This is a genomic window from Prevotella sp. khp1 (assembly GCF_900102205.1).
GTDB classification, from domain to species: Bacteria; Bacteroidota; Bacteroidia; order Bacteroidales; family Bacteroidaceae; genus Prevotella; species Prevotella ruminicola.
The window spans coordinates 171,130-194,211 of the sequence record NZ_FNJZ01000003.1; the positions used below are offsets into that span (position 1 = coordinate 171,130).

Annotated in this window: 19 protein-coding genes; 3 read left to right on the forward strand and 16 right to left on the reverse strand. The window is 46.5% G+C overall.

The annotated features are described in order from the left end of the window. Positions 1-17 precede the first annotated feature (17 nt). The 3 genes from BLR73_RS09740 to BLR73_RS09750 are packed head-to-tail and all read right to left on the reverse strand — an operon-like array spanning position 18 to position 2,519. Positions 18-1,340: a hypothetical protein gene (locus tag BLR73_RS09740; protein ID WP_091861564.1), complete on the reverse strand. Its 1,323-nt coding sequence runs from the start codon at positions 1,338-1,340 to the stop codon at positions 18-20. Between the two features lie 20 nt (positions 1,341-1,360). Further along, positions 1,361-2,209 carry a hypothetical protein gene (locus BLR73_RS09745; RefSeq protein ID WP_143010935.1) on the reverse strand — a complete coding sequence of 283 codons (849 nt, stop codon included), beginning with the start codon at positions 2,207-2,209 and terminating at the stop codon, positions 1,361-1,363. Positions 2,210-2,216: 7 nt separating this feature from the next. Beyond that, the gene (locus BLR73_RS09750) at positions 2,217-2,519 is read right to left on the reverse strand and encodes a RyR domain-containing protein (RefSeq protein ID WP_091861570.1); all 303 of its coding nucleotides are present in this window, start codon (positions 2,517-2,519) and stop codon (positions 2,217-2,219) included. Between the two features lie 235 nt (positions 2,520-2,754). On the opposite strand from BLR73_RS09750, the gene BLR73_RS09755 reads away from it, so the two are divergent. After that, complete coding sequence (locus BLR73_RS09755; protein ID WP_091861571.1) at positions 2,755-2,982, forward strand: hypothetical protein; 228 nt, start codon at positions 2,755-2,757, stop codon at positions 2,980-2,982. Between the two features lie 355 nt (positions 2,983-3,337). On the opposite strand, the gene BLR73_RS09760 is transcribed toward BLR73_RS09755, so the two are convergent. From BLR73_RS09760 to BLR73_RS09780, 5 genes are all read right to left on the reverse strand, one after another. Further along, positions 3,338-4,573 (reverse strand): ATP-binding protein, encoded by a 1,236-nt coding sequence (locus tag BLR73_RS09760; RefSeq protein ID WP_233456461.1) that lies wholly within the window; start codon positions 4,571-4,573, stop codon positions 3,338-3,340. A gap of 212 nt (positions 4,574-4,785) precedes the next feature. Further along, the gene (locus BLR73_RS09765; RefSeq protein ID WP_233456460.1) at positions 4,786-5,196 is read right to left on the reverse strand and encodes a hypothetical protein; all 411 of its coding nucleotides are present in this window, start codon (positions 5,194-5,196) and stop codon (positions 4,786-4,788) included. 29 nt (positions 5,197-5,225) lie between these two features. Continuing rightward, entirely contained in the window at positions 5,226-7,673 is a 2,448-nt protein-coding gene (locus BLR73_RS09770) for a BT4734/BF3469 family protein (RefSeq protein WP_233456459.1), read from the reverse strand. After that, positions 7,628-8,131: a hypothetical protein gene (locus BLR73_RS09775; protein WP_041385537.1), complete on the reverse strand. Its 504-nt coding sequence runs from the start codon at positions 8,129-8,131 to the stop codon at positions 7,628-7,630. The genes BLR73_RS09770 and BLR73_RS09775 overlap by 46 nt, the downstream gene beginning before the upstream one ends. A 232-nt stretch (positions 8,132-8,363) precedes the next feature. Beyond that, entirely contained in the window at positions 8,364-9,419 is a 1,056-nt protein-coding gene (locus BLR73_RS09780) for a hypothetical protein (RefSeq protein WP_143010936.1), read from the reverse strand. Positions 9,420-9,966: 547 nt separating this feature from the next. On the opposite strand from BLR73_RS09780, the gene BLR73_RS09785 reads away from it, so the two are divergent. After that, positions 9,967-10,521: an HU family DNA-binding protein gene (locus BLR73_RS09785; protein WP_091861577.1), complete on the forward strand. Its 555-nt coding sequence runs from the start codon at positions 9,967-9,969 to the stop codon at positions 10,519-10,521. Between the two features lie 122 nt (positions 10,522-10,643). Beyond that, the gene (locus BLR73_RS14370; RefSeq protein ID WP_170857849.1) at positions 10,644-10,745 is read left to right on the forward strand and encodes a smalltalk protein; all 102 of its coding nucleotides are present in this window, start codon (positions 10,644-10,646) and stop codon (positions 10,743-10,745) included. Between the two features lie 72 nt (positions 10,746-10,817). On the opposite strand, the gene BLR73_RS09790 is transcribed toward BLR73_RS14370, so the two are convergent. The 8 genes from BLR73_RS09790 to BLR73_RS09825 all read right to left on the reverse strand — a co-directional run bounded on the left by BLR73_RS09790 (position 10,818) and on the right by BLR73_RS09825 (position 23,027). Continuing rightward, the gene (locus BLR73_RS09790) at positions 10,818-11,924 is read right to left on the reverse strand and encodes a VWA-like domain-containing protein (protein ID WP_013063821.1); all 1,107 of its coding nucleotides are present in this window, start codon (positions 11,922-11,924) and stop codon (positions 10,818-10,820) included. Further along, positions 11,921-13,000 carry an AAA family ATPase gene (locus BLR73_RS09795; RefSeq protein WP_091861580.1) on the reverse strand — a complete coding sequence of 360 codons (1,080 nt, stop codon included), beginning with the start codon at positions 12,998-13,000 and terminating at the stop codon, positions 11,921-11,923. The genes BLR73_RS09790 and BLR73_RS09795 overlap by 4 nt, the downstream gene beginning before the upstream one ends. 51 nt (positions 13,001-13,051) lie before the next feature. Next, a complete protein-coding gene (locus BLR73_RS09800) occupies positions 13,052-13,780 on the reverse strand; it encodes a hypothetical protein (protein WP_091861583.1) in 729 nt (242 codons plus the stop codon). A gap of 55 nt (positions 13,781-13,835) precedes the next feature. Then, positions 13,836-15,650, reverse strand: coding sequence for an ATP-binding protein (locus BLR73_RS09805; protein WP_091861586.1), 1,815 nt, complete (start codon positions 15,648-15,650; stop codon positions 13,836-13,838). An 85-nt stretch (positions 15,651-15,735) separates the two neighbouring features. Beyond that, positions 15,736-16,191: a hypothetical protein gene (locus tag BLR73_RS09810; protein ID WP_091861589.1), complete on the reverse strand. Its 456-nt coding sequence runs from the start codon at positions 16,189-16,191 to the stop codon at positions 15,736-15,738. A gap of 113 nt (positions 16,192-16,304) precedes the next feature. Continuing rightward, a complete protein-coding gene (locus BLR73_RS09815; RefSeq protein ID WP_013065114.1) occupies positions 16,305-16,901 on the reverse strand; it encodes an HAD family hydrolase in 597 nt (198 codons plus the stop codon). A gap of 136 nt (positions 16,902-17,037) precedes the next feature. After that, positions 17,038-20,337 carry a UvrD-helicase domain-containing protein gene (locus BLR73_RS09820; protein ID WP_091861592.1) on the reverse strand — a complete coding sequence of 1,100 codons (3,300 nt, stop codon included), beginning with the start codon at positions 20,335-20,337 and terminating at the stop codon, positions 17,038-17,040. Continuing rightward, entirely contained in the window at positions 20,334-23,027 is a 2,694-nt protein-coding gene (locus BLR73_RS09825; RefSeq protein ID WP_091861595.1) for a PD-(D/E)XK nuclease family protein, read from the reverse strand. Before BLR73_RS09825 ends, BLR73_RS09820 begins: the two co-directional genes overlap by 4 nt. Between the last annotated feature and the right edge of the window lie 55 nt (positions 23,028-23,082).

Genomic DNA, 23,082 nt, shown 5'->3' on the forward strand with positions numbered 1-23,082 from the left:
ATGCTTTAGTTAGACGTTTATACTCCAAATTTGCCGTGGCGGCCGCCGACGTCTTTGTGGTGATACCAGCTCTTGCGGTTGAGCCAAGTAAAACCTTCGTTTTTGGTGATGACAGCTAGGTCAATTGGGCCACCAACACCTTCTTGCTGGAAAGTCAAGATGCGATGGAAACCTGTGAGGTCGATGAGACTCTCTGCCAATGCTGCCATTGACTGGAGATCGTAGTTTTCGAGGGCTTTTTCCCATTGCCGCTGGTTGCTGGCAAGATAACGGTTTGCTTGAGTATAAAGTTTATCTTTTATATCGTTGGTCTCGACTTCTGCAAGTTTATTGGTAAACTCGATGAAATTGAAATCCTCTGTTTCTGGTATATTAAAGATGTCGTTTTGCCAAGCATCGAAATCCTTGTCTAATATTTCGGCAAACTCACCCTGGAAACTTCGATGAATACCCCTTAAGATTGCGTATATGACATCTGTTTGCGCAAAGGGACAGATGGCTACAGGACGATCATCGGTGATGCAGATTATATCGTTGGGGCTTACATGATAGTTGACACGTCCATCGAAACCTTCGCAGACAATAGTTGAAACCAATGAGGGATATTCCTGCTTCTCACCATAGCCGGCAAACACTAACTCGGCACTGTCGTCATCATCAGTGCGGCGTGTGGTAAGTCTGATCATCAGTGTTTTCTCCAATGGCTCACGCAGTGCGGCCATGACTGAGTGAGGGTACAATCCGTGCTTGAAAGGATCGTCATCATTATAGATGTGCGTCTCAATAAACTCGTCGAAGATTTCTTTGGTGTAGCCATTGAACTGCTCTGGGGAATAATCCTTAAACTGGGGACAAACACCATCTTTTGACCAGAATTTGCAACAACGATTGAGCAAGGCTTCAAAAGCTTTCTGAAAGCCACGGGGCGATGTTAATGCTCCTTCGTCATTACGTTGCTTATACTTGTCGTCGATTTTATTCTCTACATAGTTGAACAAATAGTCTAACTCCCTTCTTGTACGATCTAAGACGAATTCGGAGTCTATAAACAATCCGTGATCGGCAATATAGCGGAAGAAATCATGCATGCAGGCCTCTACCGTTTCATGCTTGATGTCGCCTCTATGTTGGCGATAATGACGGATAATAATGTCCCATTGGGTACGCAAGAAAGCACCATTGCCTGTAAGCATCACACTGATGGGAAGTACATCGCTAAGGCGAACCATCTTGTTGCCATTCTTGGTCACTTTATTATTGCGACCTCTAGTACGCGTTACAGCACTATCGGCTGCAATAGCTACACCTTTCTTATTTAATATACCTACTACTGCTGTCATAATCGATGAAATTTAATAAATTACAATGCGAATAAACTGTGTTTTAACCAAGTAACGCCTTCGATGCGGGTAATGACGGCTATTTCCTTGGTGAGATGAGGATATTCATTCCCCTTAGAAAGTAGGTGCTTAAGCCGGACTTCAGCATTGACAAGTGTTTCAACGGCTGTTACAAGATCTTCCACGCTGAAGGTGTTTAGTCCCATGTCCGTCCGAGACATTACCTCACTATTGGCATTATAAAATGTTTGGTAAAAAGAGTCCTCAATATTATGGCTGTCCAATTCCTGAGTGACATAAGATGTAAATTCAGTATCTGCAAAGTGGTTCTTTACACGATCCTTATACGACTCGAACAATTTCGTGTATATTGGAAGAAGTGCCTCTCTGGTTTTATTGTTAACTCCAAACAATAGGGGTGATACAGAATCGATGTCACAAAGATGGTTAATGGCTGTGGACTCTTGATGGGAAATTTTATTATATCCTATCTGAGTGGCCTCGAACTGTCCATTATCTGGGTTTACTTTCAGTACGGTGTCATATACAGAGGGGAACAGGTCTTCCTTTCCATACCCCATGAAGAAGACGTTTGTATCGTCTGCGGGAAGATTGCTCCATGATTTCTCAGCGAAGTGACTGGAAAGAAAAGCGACGAAGTGAGTGACGTAGTCAGAAAATTCCTCACTCTCTTCTGGTTCACCAGAAAGTTGGAACTGTTCAATTATGCTGTACCAGGGAATCGGAGAATCTGGATTAACGGCTACAGCAAAAGGTACTCGCTTTGACAATTGATAGATTGTATGATCTCTGTCACTAGCACAGGCTATGCCTGACATGTTTGTTAATGCAATACAGATGGGTTTCATATTGGGATTATGTTTTCTTGATTATTTCGAATCCTTGGGATACAATAAACTTCAGGGTGCCGAAAGCCGTATTACGATCATAGGCTTTCTCCTCCTCTGATAGTTCTTCATAGGGAACCAGACATGGAGTCTCTCGTTTCTTGTCGTCACGTACGGGGCCGTATGTCCAGCCTTCGTTCATACGGTTCTGGGCCCACACCTCGTGTACATTCTTTGAGATGGCCTCTGCAAGTTCTGTTAGTTCATCTGGCAGTTTCACGTTAGTAGTGTCAACTGGAGCAGGCTTGTAATTGTTGTTTTTTTCAGTCATAACATAATATCATTTGGCAAAGTTAATCATTTATGATGAAATATACAAGTAAATACGCATTTATTTGTGTTTTCTTATATATATAAGTTTTACCTTTATATTATTAATAAGGTGTGAAAAACATTATTTTTAAAAAAAGTTGCTACCAGATGTTAGAAAATCCGCTTTTCGCGTACTATTTAAATGAACGGCCATCCAGAATAGATAGTATTGTTTAATTTAAAATATAGTAGTTATGAAACAGCAAAGTGTAAATTCAGAGTGTCAGAACCCTATCGCGAACCTCCCCCTACGCAAAGTCCGCAACCTGTCATTAAACGACCTTCCTTACGAGGTGTGGATGAAATACCTCATAAAGGCATATCGTCGTGACCTAGCTCGCCTCGAGCAGCTTCAGAGATATGCAGAAGGACTTGAAGAAGAGAATGTTGCTCTTCTGAAGAAACTAGCTCAACAGGAGTGAAACTGCCAATTATGTAACATTTTCCTTTAAATTGTTGCAAGTTTTAGGGGAAATACTTATCTTTGCATTACGAAATGATAAAATAACGTACCAATAACTGTAATATGACATACGAAGAACTAATAAACAAAGATGATTGGTATATAAGTTTCCCTGACTGGTAAAAATGGTTCAGAAGAAAGGCTCATTGCCTAAAGAAGCCAATGATTCCTTGTCAGAACTATTAGGCAAACTCGGAATAGCTCGTCTATGGCAAGGGATTTATAACGAGTCGCAACGCCATTATTTGAGCGGGTTATATAAGGAAGAAGTTGTTATATGAAGCCCATTAAGCTAGTTTGTTCAATAACCACTTTCAGGTGGGGATTACCTCGATGATGCCGTACTGATCGGTGATGGTATCTTCTTCATCGTAGGTAAGGATGATACGACGGCTGCAAGGCAAACGGCGAGGTAGCTTTTGGAGAGCTTCGGTTTCTCGTTTTCGGGTGTCCTCGTCGCGCAGTGAGTAACTTACCTGGATGGCCAGTTCTGCTTCTGGGACATAAAAATCTACTTCATAACTATCGTTATAAAAGAACACACGCTCATTCTCAGGATCGTGCCCATAAATGCGGAACAATTGTAGGGCTACAAGGTTCTCGAGCTGCATGGCGTCTTTGTCGATAAGGAATAAACCGAGTATGCCGGTGTCGATGAAATAGTATTTGCAGTTACTTTCCTTATCTGCTAATGCCGATGAGTAGTTACGCAGTCGTAGTAACAACCAGGCATCTTCGCAATACTCTACATATTTGATGGTAGTGGCAAGGCTGAGTTTGCCGCCTACACTTGATAGGAGATTGTTAATGCGTTTGTAGGAGATGGGGCGGCATACGCTTTCTGCCATTTTCCTTACCAATACACGGATACCGGACACGTTGGTAATCTTGTTACGTGCGATGATGTCGCCCATGTATATTTTCTGATATACACTGCTCAAGTAGTTTCGCTTGGCTGGTAATAGGGCAGCTGCAGGCAATCCGCCATCATGAAGATATTCATCGAAACAACGTATAACTTTAGCACGTCCTTCGGTAGAGAGGGTGTCTAATTCGGCAGTAGGCACCTGATGTACGGCCAAATACTCCTTGAAACTATATGGATAGACTTCGGCTATGAGGAAACGCCCACCAAGGGTGGTGTTTATCTCGCCTGAAAGCATCTTTGCGTTTGAACCAGTGATAAAGATGGTATATTGGCTGTCGGCCATTCTTCTGGCAAATTTATGCCAACAATCAATGTTTTGAATCTCGTCGAGAAATAGCATAGGTCGCTTGCCATACATTTCTTGATGACATTCCAACAGACGGTTGAAGTCGTCGGTATCGAAGTTTTCAAGGCGCTCATCCTCAAAACTTAGATACAGCATTTCGTCCCATTTATGTCCTTGGGCCAGTAATTGCTGGATGACGTGATAAAGCATATACGATTTGCCAGCTCTGCGCACACCTACTAATACACGGCAAGGAAAGTCGTCTAGATTAATGTCGCGAGGTTCTACTACATATCGCTCTACCTCCTGCTGATTGTCCCGAAGGATCTGCTTCAAAATCTGACTTTATCGTTCGTGTTAATTGTAATAAACACTTTTGTTGCATATGTGTTAATCATGTTAGACACTTTTTGGTGTGATTTGTTAATCGTGATAAACACTTTCTCGGTGGCAAAGATACATATTTCAATCGAAACTTCCAAATATTTATCAAGAAAAATGCAAAAAACAGGCTGATATCCGGATTAGGGATACCAGCCTGATTGCTTTTATAGCATCCGCCAGGCGCGGAGGAGGGGGATGGGGTCGCGACAGTTGGGACCGTTTTCCTGGATGGCCATGGCGGCGGCAAGGAGCAACCAGTTGGCGGGGTTTTGCTGCGGATCGCCCAGGTCGTCGTCGGGTCCGATGCCGGTGGTGGCGGATACATTGCTGATATAGGCCTCGGTGTTGTTCTCGGTGGGCGGCGCCCATTTCTCTACTATCTTGCGGATAGTGTAAAGGCGGTACTTGCGGTAGTAAGTGCGCGTTAGCAGCACTAGGGCTGCACGCCAGCCATACTCCATTTGTTTAAACTGACAGAATGCCACATCTGTCTGTTGGGCGCTGAGGCCCTTCCACTGGTCAGCTGAGCGACGGATGTTGAGTGGATTACAATTTCTTAAACCTCTTGATTCCATAATTATCAATTATCAATTTTCAATTAACTTTAGGGGAGCTCTGGGAGGAGCTTGCGGTAGGTGTGGGTGTCGACGTGCTCGATGATGCCATCGGCCAGCAGGCGATTGATGTTACGCGAGGCGGTGGGCTGCGAACAGCCGAATATCTCGACAACATGCTTGGCCTTGAACTCCTCGGGCAACTGGCGATAGCACTCGTCGTAACGGGTGGTGCGGCGACGAACCACAAACTCCTTGTCCTGATCGGCAAAGTAGTGGAATGCCATCTCGCCAAAGAAGAACTGCTGGCTGCGGTACTGTATCTCCATCACCAGGCGACAGAAACGGCGGTCGGTGTCGTCCATAGATAGCGTGCGGTTCTGTTCCCACTCCTGCCAATGGCGCATCAGGATAAAGGGCAGGCTGATGCCGATGCCGTAATAGGGTATGCGCTTTAGCAGCATGCGGTCGGCCTTGTCGTGATTAAACTCGGCGATGTCCATGTGCTCGGTCTGCCACTCGTAAGTTTCGTCGTTCAGCGGTTCGATGGGTATCTCGCCTGCCACCTTATCCAACCGGTAGGCCCACATCTTCAACGTTTCGTCGGCACCCTCAATCACCTCCTGATGGCGCTTGGCTTTGCCGCGGTCGGGCAGGGGGATAACTGCCAGTCGACTACTCATGCCGGTACCAAAGTTGCGCTGGTTTACCTTGCGATGCAGGGCATAGGGTGTGCCGGTGTAGATGAAGTTCCAGTACACATTAAACATGCCGCTGATGCTCTCCTGATTGGCGTACATCTGTCCGTCTTCCTCGTTGTGAAAGGCCTTGAGCTCCATAATCTCGCGATCCTTCCAATCGCCACCTTTGTTGTTCTTGTTCACGTTGTCGAGCTCGGAATCGAACGACAGCATGTGCAGGTTTATCGGCTGGCCTTGGATGATTTCCTTGGCTGCCAGCATGTGGCGGATAAACTCGCCGGTGGCGGTGCGGGCGGGGTGAACGCGTATGCCAACTTCGGGCTTTTTGAGTGCCTCGGCCTTCTGTGCCTTGGTGCTGGTGGTGCGCTCGGTGCGGCTCTCCTTATAGCGATTCAGGGCGTCGGTCATGCACTGGTCGGCCTGTATGATAGGGTCGGCTATCAGGCGATAGAACTCCTCTATCATATGCTTGCCTGCACCGGGATCGCCAATGATAAAGATGCAGTAGTTGAGTCGGCGTATAATCTTTGGGTCGAACCAGAAGTGGTACCACGCGCGAGTCATCAGCGTGCCGAAGAGGGCGCCCGACGAGAAGAGTACGGCGGGCAGTTTATGTGGATGCAGGTTAACAAACAGCTCCTTCATGCAGGGGTAGTACTGGGCCATCTCGAGCAGTTCATCAGCCCATTTGTCCAGCGGCAGCTGGGAGTAGATGTCGGCATCTGAATTTAGAATTGAGATTTTAGAATTTAGAGGTTCTACTATCGCCTGCATCTCTTTTGAGATTTTGGGTAGCCAGGGCTGACCTTTCTTGGCGGCCTGACTCTCCTGGGCTTTCAGATAGGTGGCGGCATCGGATACGGTGCGCTCTACGTCCTCGCCACGTTCGCGGATGATGGCCTGCACCCAGGGCTGTGCCTTTAATACCGACAGCACCAGACTTTGGTCGCGATCGAGCATAATGAGTAGGTCGCGTGCCAGCAGGATGCTGGATTCGTGGCGCGATACGCCCTCGCTGGCAAAATGCTGCTGGCTCCACTTGTCGACAATCTCCATTACCGGCATGCCGTTGTAATTATCTTGCAACGGACCACAGGACTCTATGATTTTTTTCTCCGAGCCTAAATTATCCTTTTGCGTAGCCTGCGACTGACCGTCTCGATATAGAGCATCAAATCGCGCAGAAAATGTTTCATCTTCATAGGAAAACAGTTTTTCTTCGTTAATATAAATAATGTCATCGGCGGTGGTCATGAAGGCCCCTCGGCTACCGTCCTTGCACGATTCATCGAGGGGCAGCCCCAGCTTGCGCGAGAAATCGAGCTGGTTGTCGATGAGGTTGCCGATGGCAGGATCGGCGGTGAATACGGGCTTCAAACCTTGGCCTGATGGGGTAACGTAAACCAGCACGATGCGGGCTTGGTCTTCGGGCGAGAGGCGCTCGTAGGCTTCGGCCCAAATCTTTCGAACGTCGCCCTGCAGATGGTCGTAGTCGGCCACCACCAGTCCGTTCAGGTGTACATGACTCTGACTGCGCCACATCGCCGTTTCCTTTCGCTTTTCGCCTGTGCGTTTGTTCTCCAGTTCCTTCTCCCATTCCTCAAAGGTGCCTACAAATATCATCAGCGCCAGCTGCTTTTTCTTGTCGGCATAGGTCTTCTCGTCGCCGTTCTGGAGTGCCTGTCGGGCTTCGGTTACCAGTTGTATTGTTTGTGGTGCGCGGCAGTAAGCCCAGAACACCTCGGGGGTAATCAGTCGCGTTCGCGAGTCAGTAAGTTGTTGTTGATAACTAAACATTTATAAATTTCGCTGGTTAAATTAAACAAATCTCTTCTTGCCTCAAGCATGTTCTGGGTGTTGAATGCCATCCATGCCGTCAGCTTTCTCTCTTTTTCCTCGAAACATACCTTCAGGTTGTCCTGATTTAACAGAAACTCGCTGTTGGGCAGCTCGGGGGTGGCGATAGTAATGTCCTTGGTGAGTTTGGCCAGTTCCTTCTGGAAATAGGCAGCCTTGTCGGGCACGTTGTCGGGACATTTGAGTTCGATGCATGTAAGTGGGTTCTTGCCCGTGGTGTCGTATCGTTTGGACCGGCCCACCTTCTTAACGTTGGTTTGTGCAGGCTGGCCACGTTCCTGGGGCGTAACCTCGATCGAGTCGTCGTCGAAAACGCGGGTGTTCGACTTGAAACTACGAATGCACTTTCTGCGTGGAGCTGTGGATGGCTGCTCCTCGGCCTTCTTGATTTCTTCCATAATTTCTAAATACTCTAAAGTCATTTTAAATTTGATGTTTGTTGCGAAATCCGGATTGCGAGTGCAAAAGTAGAGTCCAACTATCCAACTGCCAAAACTTTTTTGGCGGCAGCCGGTTGGTTGGCGTGTAGAATTGCTGTGGTTTGCGTGTGTTTATCGCCGTATCAGAAAAAACAAAAAAAATTAGCTTCCCCCAATCGGGAGAAGCCAGTTGGACAGAATTGGGATACGGTTAATTGGATTTTACGTAGTTTTGTACCCACTCCAGGTAGGGCTGCTCCTTTTTGCAGCCCATGTAGGTGGCGTAGCTGTCGATTGTTACCGTGAAGTCGTGTTGTACGCGGATGGCGCGGGCCAACTTTGGTTTGCTACAATTGAAAACGCCTGCGCTTATTAGTGTGCCTGCCACCAGAGCCGGTATCTTGATGCGTTTCTTACTGTTGGCCCAGTCTTCGGCAATCTTTCTGCCATGCTCTGAGGCCATCAGATTGTCAACAAACTGCTCTATCCACTGGGCGGTGTACTTTTGCTTGTTGCTTACCAATGCCAATACTTCTGTCTGGGTGAGGATGCTCTTGATAATCTTGGCGGGCGCAAAAGCGTTGAACGGCTCAGGCTGCAGACGGTACTTGTTGATAATCGTCTGCAGCCTGGGGTTCTGCGCCACCAGGTCGGCATTCACCATGTCGAGTGTCGCATCGAGTTCGAACATAGTCCTGGCGTCCTCGTACGAGAAAGCTTTTATGTGCTTCATTGCATACTTACCGAACTTTTGGCGATCTATCATGATGATGTCGCCCTCTTTAATCAAGTAGCGCTTAAGTTTTGCCAACTCTTTCTTAAGGTTATCGTCGAGCTTTTCTTCGCACGATATCCATTGGGTAATCTCGTCGTCGTTGATTTCATTAACCTCATAGTTGAATGCATCCTCGTCGTACTTCATAATGTCGCGCTTAAGCACATCAAATATCACCTGCAAACGCTTATGCTTTAGCATTTGGGGTGTCATGCAGCACAGGTCGCTTTTCCACTTGTTGTAGCTGTTAATGACTTCGGGGTCGGTTAGTAGCGGCTTTAATAGCTGATACAACTGCTGGTAGTCGATCTGTCCGCCCGAATTGTGAACCATCTCGGAGGTCTTAAGGATGGATAGCGATATGAGCATACTCTTTTGAAATAACTCCTGCATGTCGGATGGTACGAGGTCCATGACGTGATTCACTGGGTTGATTGTTGCAGATAATGTATCGATTATCTGCCTGAATGATAAGCTGTTTCTGTTGTCCATAATTTTTATGAATATTATTTATTTTTAGGTTTATTCGTCAATGTAGTGCAAAGATAATGGAAAAATTGCAATTACGCAAATTTTTCGGGAAATAAAAAATATTCAGTTATTCATTTATTCACATAGACGGGAATGCTTTTGCGTGAAAACGACTTGCCATTGCCTTATTAGTATGTTAATACTATATTATATAATTATATTATAATATAATTATATAATATAAATATATATTTGAGAAAACTGAAAACCTTCCTGTACATGTGAATAAATGAATAGTGAATAAAACCAGCTCTCCGTCACGATCGACGAAGCGTAACTTCTGGCAGCCGAAAACGTAACTTCGGGGCGCCAGAAGTTACGTTTCTGTATTTTTGAGTATATATACTATAAAAACTTACAAAATAGCGTATAAAAACTTGCTAAAATGTTTGGTAGTTTCAAAAATAATTTGTACCTTTGCAGTGCAAATCAGATATGAAACGCACACACGGGAAGCGGCTGCCCGATGTAGTCAGTCGCACTTAAGTCTAATTAATACACACACATTATGGCAAAAGTATTTTATCTGTTGAAGCAGAACAAGGTGAAGAACTCGAAGGTGAATGGCAAGTGGTTCGCCCATCAGAAGACTATCGAGACCTTGAACACCCGCAAGTTGGCGAACCACATTAGTGAGCACGGCTCTATCTACACCCCCGACGTGGTGTTTGGCGTGCTGGAGAAGTTCCGCAGCTGTCTGCTGGAGATGCTGCTTAATTCGAAGCGTGTGAAGATCGACGGTCTGGGTATCTTCTTCACCACCCTGGAGAATACCGAGGGCGGTGCCGAGAGCAAGGACAAGTTCCTGCCTCAGAAGAACCTGAAGGGATTGCACATCCGATTCCTGCCCGATTCGAGCACCGAGACCGACATCTCGAGTCGTGAGTTCATCAAGAAGGCTGAGTTTGTAAATGCCGAGACGTTTGCCGGCACTATGGACGACGAGAATCCTTCGTCGGGCTCAGGTAGCAGTGGCAACCAGAGCGGTGGCGGCAATACCGGTGGAAACACTGGTGGCGGCAATACCGGCGGCGGAGGAAGTCACGAGCCTATCGGAGACTAAGGGCTTGGGGCTTAGGCCCCAGCCTTACTATTAAACATTAAACATTAAACATTAAAGATTAAACATGAAACATTCTTGGCGATGCCAAGCGTACTAAAGAAACGATTAAAACATTAAAAGTTATGAGTAAGAAGGAAACCTTAAAGTTTATCGTGCAGATCATAGCATCTGTGGCTACGGCCATTGTTACCGCACTGGGAGCGACCAGCTGCATGGGAGCATAACCATCGCCTGGCCAATTAAGTAAGCACCCTGCTTCATTTTACTGAGGCAGGGTGCTTTGGCTATAATTGGATTTATGTGTTTTCGACTACGCAGACGCGGCCGGATTGGCGCATCCAGGATTCGTGCTCTTTCAACTCCCTCTCGGATCGGAGTACCCAGCAAAGGGGCGTGCGTATGGTGGCGGGTACCTTTGGCGGGGGCGCATAGCCATCGGTGTAGATAAGCGCACCATCGTATTCGGGATGCTTGGCCACAAAGTCGATAAAGGGCTGGAAAAGGGTGCCGCCGCGGCCGGTAACCTTGACGTTCTCGGAGGCTTTGACCAGGGTTTGCACTTCGCCCAGTTTCACGTCGAACTGCACCACATCTATCTGCTTGATGCCGTATTTGAAAAAACGGTTGATGGTGGAGTAGAAATTGCGCAGATCGGTCTTGGTGATGCTGCCACTGCAATCCACACCGATAAGCATGTGCGTGCAGAAATCGTAGCGACTGCCCATGGCATCGAATCCAAAGCGGCGGTTGGGGCGCATGCGTGTAAGCTTGCGCTTCTCGCTCAGGATGGAGGCGCGGAACCCAGCCAGTATCTTACGATAGTCGACACGTGCCTTGGTAGAGGCAATGATCTGGTCGACCAGATGGCCAGGCATCGATCCCCATGACTTGACATTGTTGATGACCTGGTCGACCTGGGCCGCCATCAGCTCGTCCTGCTGCCAGTTGGCTGCGAGATCGGAATCTGCGTCGGACTCTCCGGCCTGGCCTTGCTCACCCTTAGGCAGGAGCTGTTGTATGCTACGGGCATAAAACTCGTAGTGCTTCTGGGAGGGCAGCTCGAAGTCGACAGGCTTTACCATCTCGAAAAAATGGAGACGGTAGTTGTCGGTTATGACACAGTTGCTGCCTAATGCCCTGGCCGTGGTGCTGCAGCCGTCGGGCTGGCGGTCGTAGGGGTGCTTGAGCAGGATACGGATCACCTCTACACGGAGGCGCTCCTCGAGTTCCTTGTCGCTGGTGTGGAAACACAGCAAGGGGTTGAACTCGATAACGCCTCTGCCCACACGGGCGATGCACTTCATCTCGCGGTTCTCGACCACACGATGGGTGCAGAATGCTAAGAACAGCGGCTCGTCGCTGAGAAACCAGCGCTGGGCGATTCTGGCTATTCGTTCTTTCATAGTGCTTCTACATAATCGTTTAACGTGTTGTACACCTTGGGGGCATTGATTACCATAAATGAGGCGGCCCTGATGTAGGTGTCCTTCTCAAAGATGGTGGTAAAGTTGGCAAGTGCCTCGCTGTTATTGCTGAGAAAATCGATGTACTTACCGAGGTTCTCGGCCACGGTTTTCTTCTCGTTCTTCTTGAGTTCGGCATTTTCGAGGAAACGGAACACCGACTCGTTGAGGATGGCAAACTCGTGCAGCTGGTACTTCTCGACGGTCTTGATGGTCTTGTCGTACTTAAGCAGGAGGTCCTTGCCCGTGATGGCATTATGCTGCAGGGCACTTTGAATGAAGGCTGCTGCTGCGCCTACACCCACGATGCCGGCGATGATGCGCTTGTGGATGTCGGTGATGGTGTCTACCTTGTGAATCACGTCGGATACATGCTTCCAGGCGCGGCGATCGGCGGTCTTGTCGAGTCCCTTGTATTCTCGGTTGTTGCCGTCGAGCCAGGTGGGGTTGTCCTGAATGAAATCTACTACACGGTCGTCGAGATGCTCGCTCACAGCCCAGTTGAGCCATTCCTCGACGGTGGGCTTGAACTCGTAGATGTTGAAACGGCTTACGAGTGCTGGATCGAGGTCGGTGAGCTGGTATTCGTCGCCATCGTTAACGGCCGATATCACGTAGCTGCCTTTGGGCAGGGCCTTGCCTGCCAGCTTGCGATTCAGGGTGAGGTCCATCACCGTCTGGAGTATCTCTGGACGGGCGCGGTTCAACTCGTCGAGGAAGAGCACAATGGGCTTTCCGTCCTGTGGGAACCAGTAGGGTGGGGTGAAGTCGGTGCGCGAGGTGGCCTTGCCGTTGGCATCGATCTGCTCTACCTTCGAGGGTATGCCGATGATGTCGCCCGGGTCGGCCATCTGTCCGAGAAACAGGGTTACTACTTTCATGCCCTTGCTATTGAAATAGCTGGTGAGGATTTCGGACTTACCGATGCCGTGCTTGCCTACGAGCATGATGTTCTGGGTTGAGGGGGTGAGCTCTAAGGTTTGCTTGAGCTCGGAGATATTAATCATTACTGACATAGTACTACATTAAACATTAAAGATTAAACATTAAAGATTAAACATTAAAGATTATTTCTTGTGGTGGATGAAGAAGTTCTTGATGCTGCTTTTGCGATGAACGTCGAGGAGCAGTTTCAGACTCTCAATCTGCTGGGGAAGCTGTTTTTTGTACGATCCCCACCAGGCATAGATGTACACACCGAGGGTGGTGTTGGGAATATGCACCATGATTTTGGCACGGCGCTTCTGCTCTACGACAACATACTTGAGCTTGGGGTAGTCCTTCATGGCATCGGCGAATATGGCACGGATGCCGAGGAATGCCATATGATCGATCTTGAGCTTCTTGTAGGCTGTCTGCAATTCTACATCCCAATCGTTCATATATTCGGCCAACCTCTGCTTCTGGCGTATCATCCACAGGGCGATATCCTCGGCGCGGTACGACTTGAGGAACATCACGGTGTGGTTCTTGTCGTTGATGGTAAGCTGCATGGCCGAATGTACCTTCTCGGCGTAGAGGGTGCAGGCAGGCGAGAGCTTGACTATCAGTCGCGGACTGGGGTACTTGCTGCTTGCCAGCTCCAGCTTGATGTCGGAATCGCTGATTGTACCGTTGCCCATCAGGTGTATACGCACTTCGGCGGGCAAGGGTACTTTGGTGATGAACGGTTGCTCGGGGCCCAGGTCGTTCATCATGCGCATCTTGAGGTAGAGGTCAAGAGCATAGTCGTTGCTCCTGCCTTCCTCCAGTAATTTGGCGATGCTGTTACTAATCTGTACTTTGGTGTATTGCATAACTTTATCAATAGTTTGTCGACCCCTGCCAGGGGACAGGTTCCTGGCAGGGAGGTTATTGGTGCTTATCTGTTCCTGCCAGGAACCTGTCCCCTGGCAGGGAGAAGCCGGCGATGCGGTGGCGAGACTTGTTGTTGGCCAGCTGCTCGGCGCGGCAGTAGTCTTCCAGCTGCTCGAGTGTGGCGTACTGGCCCGAGAGGATGTAGTCGACCGTGCGCTTGCGGGCGATGTTCTCAATCTGTCCGCCTGAGAAGTCGAAGTGCGAGGCCAGCTGCTGGGCGTCGTGGTCGCTCAGGTCCTTCAGCATCGAGCGCCATATCTTGCTCTTCACGGTGGTGTCGGGCTTGTGGAACTCAACCTTGTAGAGGAATCGGCGCTCGAAGGCGCTGTCGAGGTTGCTGGTGAGGTTGGTGGTGGCGATGAGTATGCCGTCCAGGTCCTCAATCTCCTGAAGGATGATGTTCTGCATGGCGTTGTCCATCTTGTCGACAGAGTGCTCGATGTTCTCGGTGCGCTTGTTGATGAGCGCATCGGCCTCGTTGAAGAACAGGATGGGCTGTACCTCGCTATTCTGGCATATCTCGCGGTAGCGGGCAAACACGGCCTTGATGTTCTTCTCGCTCTCGCCTACGAACTTATCGCGCATGCCGGCGATGTCTACCTGCATGAGGTTGCGACCCGTCTGACGGGCTATCTGCAGCACAGTCTCGGTCTTGCCGGTACCAGGGCCTCCGTAGAACAGACAGGCAAAGCCCTTGCGCATGCCCTGCTCCTCCAGACGCTGCTGGATGCTGGGGAAGTTGTCGATGCTGAGCAGAGAGGTGAGGCGGTCAATCTGCTGCTGCTCGCTGTCGTTGAAGAACAGTTCCTTGGGCTTGATGGTGTCGTGGCTCTTAAGCATGCGGTTGTAGCTGTTTTGATAGCGGCGGCACTTGGTGTGACTGGGCTTGTAGGCCGACAGCAGCTCCTGCTTGGCCCTGAGGGTAAGCTTGTACTGCTCGTTGTCGGCCATGCCGTCGCGGCACTTGTACTCGATGTAGCCGGCTTGTATGAGGGGGTGGATGCCCTCGCGCAGGTTCTGGCGCAGGAAGTTGCAATCAAAATCCTCGGGGTACAGGTCGCTAATGGTTTCCATGGTGAGGCCCTCGCCGTCGCTGCCCTCCCACTGGGCATAGTCGAACACAATCATGAGCAGCAGCGACTGCACGTGGATATCGTCGAAGCGCAGCACCTCGTGGCAGAGGGGCAGGTGAGGATTGGCCTTGCACAGCTCAACCATCCACTCCTCGTCGTCGCGGAACTCGGTGTGACGGTCGTTCAGGCCCTTGGAGATATGGCTCTCGAGTTTGTCGACGAACTGCTGCTCGGTAAGTCCGTCGATCTTCTCGGGAACGAACACCTGATTATGGCGCAGGGCGGTGATAAGGCCGCGAGCCAGTGCGAAGCCTTCGAAGAAACCACCTATCTCGTGGGTGCCACGGCGTACGAACCAGCGCTTGCGCACCATCTCCTCGATTTCGTCGGTGTAGGTCATCATCTGCAGGCGTGAGCAGTTCAGGTAGTTGCCCATCTTCTTCCACGACAGGGGTTCGCCAGCCTCGATGAGCATGGCCAGTACTACTATCTGGATATCGTTGATGCCCAGCTCGCCGCGCAGGAAAGCCAGGGGATTCTTAATCGACTCCCAGAACTCATCGGTGAGTTCGGAGCCGCGTGCCTGGTCGAGCACACGGTTCATAGCGGTGATGATGGTCCAGGTGTCGGGCTCCTTGTACTCCTTCTCCTCATTATCAAACAAGGAGCGCTCGGGGCGCATGTCAAAATCAAGGTTTGTACTTCGCTTCTGAATTTTCAATCTTCTTGGTGGCATAATAGTAGTGTTTTAATGGGTTATTTCTGGTGGCAAATTTACCGTTTGATGAGAAAGTAAGGGTTAAAGTCATATGTATAAATGATTATTGAGTGAGGCATTCTTCAGGTCGGCGCCAGGCCCATGTGTACTTGCCGCGAGAGTCGTGGAGATAGAGTTCGGGCCAGAGGTAACCGGTGATCTGGAACTGATACACTGTATTGCCCTTAGTAAACGTGATGTATCGGCCGTCGTAGCGCCAAGCGAAGGTTTCGGCATAGTAAGCCGAGCCTCCCACATCCTCCATAATGATGTCGGCCTTGCCGTCGGAAAAGATGCGGAGCTCTTTGAATTCCACATCACCCACGTACATTGGGTAATAGCACTGCCAGAGTCCAGTCAACAAGTCGGCAGTGAGGTGGTCGCCCTTAGACGAGGAATACTGACTGTTGCGCTCTTCCATGAATGGACACTCGCAACTGGTAATACTCAGGACAGCCAGACAGACGATGCACTTGGCAACCGGCTGGACGAATAGTTTGTTAAAATTCAGCTTTGTCATATTCGTGATGTTTTGATGTTTACACCCACAAAATTATCCCTTTGGCAGGAAATCAAAGCCGAAAATCATACATATAACAAAAAATAGAGCAACCGGTGAGGGGTGCTCTTGGGTTAGCGAAGCAGGTCGATGATCTGGAGCGGGGAGGTGATGCACTCATGGTCAGGGTCGGCGAGCATCAGCTCTTTTTCCTCATCTCTGGCGCCCCACAGACAGTGATAGGCCTTGATGCCGACCATGGATGCCAATTTAGCATCAATCATCTGATTACCGAAAGCTATGGTGTATTCAGGAGCAACGTTGAGCTGTTTCAGTGCATGGAGGAAGAGCGAAGGATCGCCCTCGGACTTTATGGTGCCGCCAATACGATTGACCTTGGGCTTGGGAAAAACATCTTTCAGAACAGGATACTTTTCTGCTTTGGCTTTGATTGCCACATTTTGCACCTGAACGTTGTTGCCCGACACGATGGCAGCTTGGATGTTGTTTGCTTTGAAGAACTCGAGTGCCTGCTCCCAACCATCGTAGAGCGGGCTCTGCCTGATTTTCTCAAGGTATAGGCTGCGGGCCTTGCTCCACTCTGGCGAGAACCTGCGCAGCCCCTTCCCCCGGACAGAGAAACGATCTGCAACAGTGGTGTCGAACAGAGTGCCATCAAAATCGATGAGCACCGTGGTAAACGAAGGAATAATAGTAGTTTGCTTTGTCATATGGTAATAGTATTATACGTGATTACGATTGCAAAGATTATGCCAAGACTCCAAAATAACCGCCCTTGTTAATATGTATGAATAAAAACAGAGCAACCGGTTAGGGTTACTCTGTTTGTATGTTAATGGACTTCTACTACAGGTTGAGGCGGACGACGTTACCCATGACAGAGTAGTAGATGAGGGTATCTTTAACGGTGATTCCAGAGACCTTGAGTACATCGCGATAAGCCTTTAGCTGTGAGGCATACTTACCTGCATAATGCTCGTTCTTAGGGTCTGGATTCGTGATGGTTGCCCTGTCACCAGGGAAATTCTTGAAGTCAATCAGCACACACTCATTCTCGTTAAGATACCATAAGAGGTCAATCTCTCCATGCACTATCTGACCAGGTAGAGGTTGAATGAACGGAACCTCATGCTTGACAGACGAGGCTTTGCCATAAGTCTGCTCCAACCATGCGTAAAGATGCTCAATGGAATTGATAACTTCTTCGGGCTCAGATATGATTCCGTACATGTTGTTGCCATTGCGAATGTCAGTGGCCTTATCCACATTCTCTTCATGAGAAAGGGTAGGGTCGTAGACTGCAAAGATGTTATGGATGCAAGTACCAGCAGCCGCCTGATTGGTATCATCGGTATCGTAATTCTCGATGCGACATTTGAGATTATCAAGAATCTCAATATTTTCTTTTGCAAACTCAATCTGAGGCAGCTTGCTAGGAGAGATATATTTGGGCTCTCGTTCAGAAATGATCAACTCTGGGTAATCAAAATATTTATATTCTGTTGCCTTTGATTTGTCAGCTTCAGGAATATTGGTAATATCTTCTGGATTTCCATCTAGATTCTTCTCGCCCCACAAAACTCCCAAAGACTGATTCATAACACCCTCAGAGATGCCGGCATTTTTTATCCAGTAAGCAGTAGGAATAGACCTGTTGTTCCGGGCATTGCTACATCTTCCCAATGTTGTCAGATAATCGCGCGCACGTGTCATACCAACATAGAGAAGATGACGTAATTGGTTGGTTTCACGCTCTTTAATCGCCTTGTACGAAGAGAGTTGAATGACATTGTCCAAATAAAGCTGCGGTAATGTTGATTTGTATGTTATAGAACTCATAATCCTGGGAAGGTGTTGAATCACGTAATGATCGTTATCCTCCGAACGCATTTCTCGTACTCCCCAATAATTCCATAGTGCGAAATGGTCATCTTTCAATTTGTTATCAAAGAGAGAGTCCATAATCACATAATTCCATTCTAAGCCTTTGGATTTATGGTAGGTTAATACCTTAACTGCATTGATAGAATTATCTATTTTGTTTTCAACTTTAGCATAAGAGAGATAGCTGATAAAACCACCAACAGATGCTCCAATGCCCATCTGTTGACAATGGCTATCATATTGTCTTGCTAATGCTCTGACAGTACTGAGATTCTGTTGACGTATCTCTTTTTCGCCCCACTTGGCGACTACTTCTGGAAGTGAAAGAGCATAGATGACGTTCTCTACCAAATCGGAGACAGAGAAATCACGTCCTGCTTTCATAAAGGCTATCAGTTTCTCTATCAGAGGATTATTGTTCATCCATTCATCGGGTAACTTCTGGTCGTCAGGATTCTCTTCTTGTTCTCTTTCCAGACTTTGTTTATAAAGATAATCCAATCGAGAATTCAGAATAACTGTCGTTGAATCATCATTCAACAATCGAAGCAATTCAGCCCTAACATGCTTGTTAGAGGGCTCTATTATTTGCTGTAAGAGTGAAATAACCAAATGAATTTCAATCTGCTGAGAAATATCATCGTTGACGAATGATACTGGTATACCGCGAGCAGCTAATGCTTTTGCATAGCTTTTGCATTCGCTATTCTTCAAGCACAGTATGGCAATGTCGCCAGGTTCAATGCCTCTAACATACTGAGCACCCTTTGGCTTTACCTTCACATTACTATCCAAAAGTTGTTTTACACGATCAGCCGTTTTTTCGATGAATGCCTTGTTCTGATTCATGTTGCCAGAACAATTCCAATGAGCTAACGGCTCGGAAAGGCCTTCTTCATCTTGACGAGCAGGTTCCAACTCTACATTATTAATAATTCCATTGAAAGCCCTTGTGAAGCAGCCATTAACAAGGTTAACTAGTTTTCTGCGAGAACGATAAGATTTAGGGAGAGAATATAAGTTTAAACCATTCTTCTTTTTTTCTTTCTCGTCATCAAAAAGCTTAATTAAATCATTCACCAATGACACATCGGCTCCTCTAAAACCATAAATGCTCTGTTTGGGATCGCCCACCCAGTAACTATGTTCTATCAAATCGGAAAGTTTTTTGAAAATGCTCAACTGAATTGGACTGGAATCCTGGAACTCGTCGACCATCATCAACTTATAATCAGCCTTTATTTCTTCGCAGACATTCTTAGTATCTAACAACTTTAAGAACTTCTCCTCCATATCGTTGTAGTCGATGATGTGACGACGATCCTTAAAAGCCTTAAAACCATCATTCCAATTAGATGCGATGCGGAAAATGGTTTGAACCATAGTTGTCATCATTTTTTGAGGCGATTTCCAACTATCTGTAGACTTTGATGACAGAAGAACCGATTTGATATTTTTAACAAATTCCTGAAAATCGCCTTTCATTTTTTCGACAAAAGGTGTCAAGCGAGATTGAGCCCCTAGAAACGTGTTTCCGCTTATCTCCTTATATATGTTTAATAAAACATGATAGTTCGGTTTTTCTGAAAGGAACTCCTTGGCTTTTTTCTTTATATCTTCATTATATGATTCTATTTGCTCCGTTAGGATGTTTTGAAACTCTTTCAACAGTTTCTCATTGAGGTTCCCATTCTCATTAAAAATAGCATTAATCGTTTTTTTACTCATATCAATACAACCATTAAGATCAATATCGTAATGGTTGATTTTCTCAATAACGCTTAAGAGCTCGTCTTGCCAAAACAGAGGATAGTCAATGTCAAAATAGTTACAATATTCTGTAAAGAAAGCCAAATCAGTATCAGTAACATAATTACCTAATGACTGGCTGATATAAATCTGCATGTCATCTTCAGACATCACCTTCGCATCAGGAGAGATTCCAGCCAAATACCAATATTTCTGAATAAAACTCAAAGAGACGGAATGGACGTCGCCAATAGTTGCAGCGTCCATCTGATTGGCGATATCGGATAGTTGCTTCTTGGTATCATTGTCAGGTTCATTCTTTATTTTCTCATACAAGACTTCACGTGCCTTCTGACGAAATTCAGAAGCAGCAAGCTTGGTGAACGTGGTCAGAATAACTTCTGATGGCTTTATTCTTCCATCTTTCTTGCACAGTTCCTTAGCCAGGATTTTAGTCAGTTCGGTCGTTTTTCCAGAACCTGCTCCTGCGTTGATATATGTTACATTTTTCATAATAGTCTGCCTTTTAGAATTGAATGAGTTGTCTTGATTTCGCGATCATCGGCTTTGCTATCTCCCCAGTTGGGAACTTTCTTAGCAAATGCCGGTTTATCAGTTTTGACGTAAGGACATTTTTTGTCATTTTCTCTTTTATATTGTCCCTCGAGTGGGTAGAGCGGAAGTTTTCCTTTTGTGTCCTTGTTATAAGGAAGTTCTGCAATTGCACACAATTCACTGTCTTCCACTTTACCATTATTGAGCTCATTTCTGCGATAAATATATGAATTCTTAATCTCTTCAAACAATTTGCGATTTTCCGCATCATAATCAACCTCAACATTGACAACATGCTCTGACTCTGGGAAAACAGTCGTAAAGAGTTTGCACAATGGGAAAAGATAGTAAGCGGTACCAACAATCTTTGCATTCTTATCTTGCTTCTGATAATGAATGGTTGCTGCCTGACTATAGAATTCCAACTGCATAGCACGCTTCTCTTTGAGTTTCTTTTCGAATGAGCTGCTTTCTGACCACTTGAAATCGAAAATCACGTAATGTGACGGATTATTAGTCTCCTGAAGTACCATATCAGGTTTAGCTTCGAAGGAACCTATATCTTCAAATTGAACATTCATTTTTACCTCGCATTCAACGGGTTGCAAACCTAGTTGAGTAATGATGTCAACCAGAATCAATGCGCTCTCTTTCAACTTGTCGACAAACTGCTGTTGTTCCATTTTGTACTCTGGGAGTAATAAGATGGCACCTTTCTGACTGATGGCAATATTAATTCTGCTGTTTTTTTCCTCATCTGTCAGTTCCTTATACTTATTAGGCATCTCGGTTCCAAACTCTTTCACCAGGTTCTCTATGAAGAGATGAGCTACGTTACCCTTAGTTGTGTCGAGGTCATCCAACTGCCCCACAGATGGTTCTCTAAGTTTTAAGAGGTAGTCTACAGTATAATCGAAAGGATGCTGTATCAAGGTGCTGATGCTGGAATAACTCTCAGTTTCGCGTTTGAGCGCCCTTAACTGTGTGCCATCAAGTTGATAGTTTGGGAGAATGTCGAGTTTTACAACTTCTCCTTTCTTTTCTTCTAAATGAGGCTTCTCATTCTGCACCACGATTCTTGCCCATTGCTCGTCAGTATATCTGGACTTAAACTCTGTCAGTAGTGGATGTTCTTCCTGCAACTCGTTACCATCATATTCCCAACATACTAGAATAAGATTCTGACGTATGTTCTGGAGTGCATCAAGTTGTAATTGACGATAATGTGAATAAAACTCTGTCTTAGATGGTATGGACACCCCCTGCTCATTTAGTTTCTCAATCTCTTCATTATTCAGAAAATCGTAAGGATAAGTAGATAAGGAACTACCTACACATCCAAGCCAGCATACATTGTCGACAGGATCCGCTATTTGGGTTACAGACGAAATGAAATCAGGAGAGTCTTTTTCTGCCTTGAAATGTGTAAACGATTGAGGCTGGTAGATGCCATCAATAGTCACCATCAGTTCCTCAGAAGTAACGGTCTTCTTGTCTTTTAGCGTTTGAACAAGTGACCGGCAGAAAGAGGACAGAACAATAAGTTGTGCCTTTCGTTCGTCACTAACATGTTTTGAGAAGATTTGTTTATCACACCAATGAGCTAAATCATTTGCATAGCTTTTGATTGCTTCTACAGGAATATGATCTGACTGAAAATCTTCCTTAACCATGCAGATAAAAGAGAGACAATCTTCTTGTTCATCTTCATCTTTGTCGTTTGTGAAATCGTAGTTTTCTATAACTTCATCCCATTTTTCATTCACACCACCTTCATCTGCAAGTACTTTGGCCAACTGAAAGGCCACACCCTTTGCAGGATGTCCAGGAACTTGGAGATAGGACAAAAGGTTATAAACATTCAATGGACGTGCAAAGAGGGATAAACCTAATTTGAATAGTTGAAGTATCTGAGGGTTGCTATCTGATGATTTTGAATTCACTACAGGCTTGTTAAACGAGATAGCCATGTCATTAAGCATGCAATTATCATTGCTTACAGTAACATCAATGTCCTTAATGGCATCCGGTTGAGACAGATACCACTGATAGGCGATTGTTCGTGTCTTAAACTTATAAACCTTCAGATTGTATGCAGAATTAGTTGTGGTGGGTTGAACATATTCTACAAAACCTTGATTGTTTAGCTCATCAAGTGTATTACGAATAACCAAAGGTAACAATTCTGAAGACGCATGAACTTCTATCTTGTCGTTCTCGCTAAAAAGCCGATGATTCTTAACATATTCATGTACTTTTTTCCAACGATCAGCTTGAGACCTTGGTGTCGTTTCCTCTTCTAATGCTGCAAGGTTTTCCAGCTTTTTGGTAAATCGGTGTTCTTGAGGATTCCATCCTGCCATCAACAAATTGTCGCGCCAATTGAGTAGCTGACGGGTTACTCCAATCTCATCCATCGCAAAAGAATTAGCAAAGATCGTTTTCTTTATGCTCTCCTTTATGGCATCATGATGTGCTACCAAACGCTCTGGTTCAGATAGCTCCTGAACAGCAATGCCGGCTCGCAGTTCGAGTTCGGAAAGCAGTTCGGTCGAACCACATACTTTCAGCCCAAGGAGTTGGCCCTGGCGTTGTTGGAGGTTGATGTAGCTTGTAGAGTTAAACTCTGGTGAATAGATTATTTTCATATCTTAGGTTTTATTAGTTTCCTGCTGCAAATATAAGCATTTTATCTGTAAGATG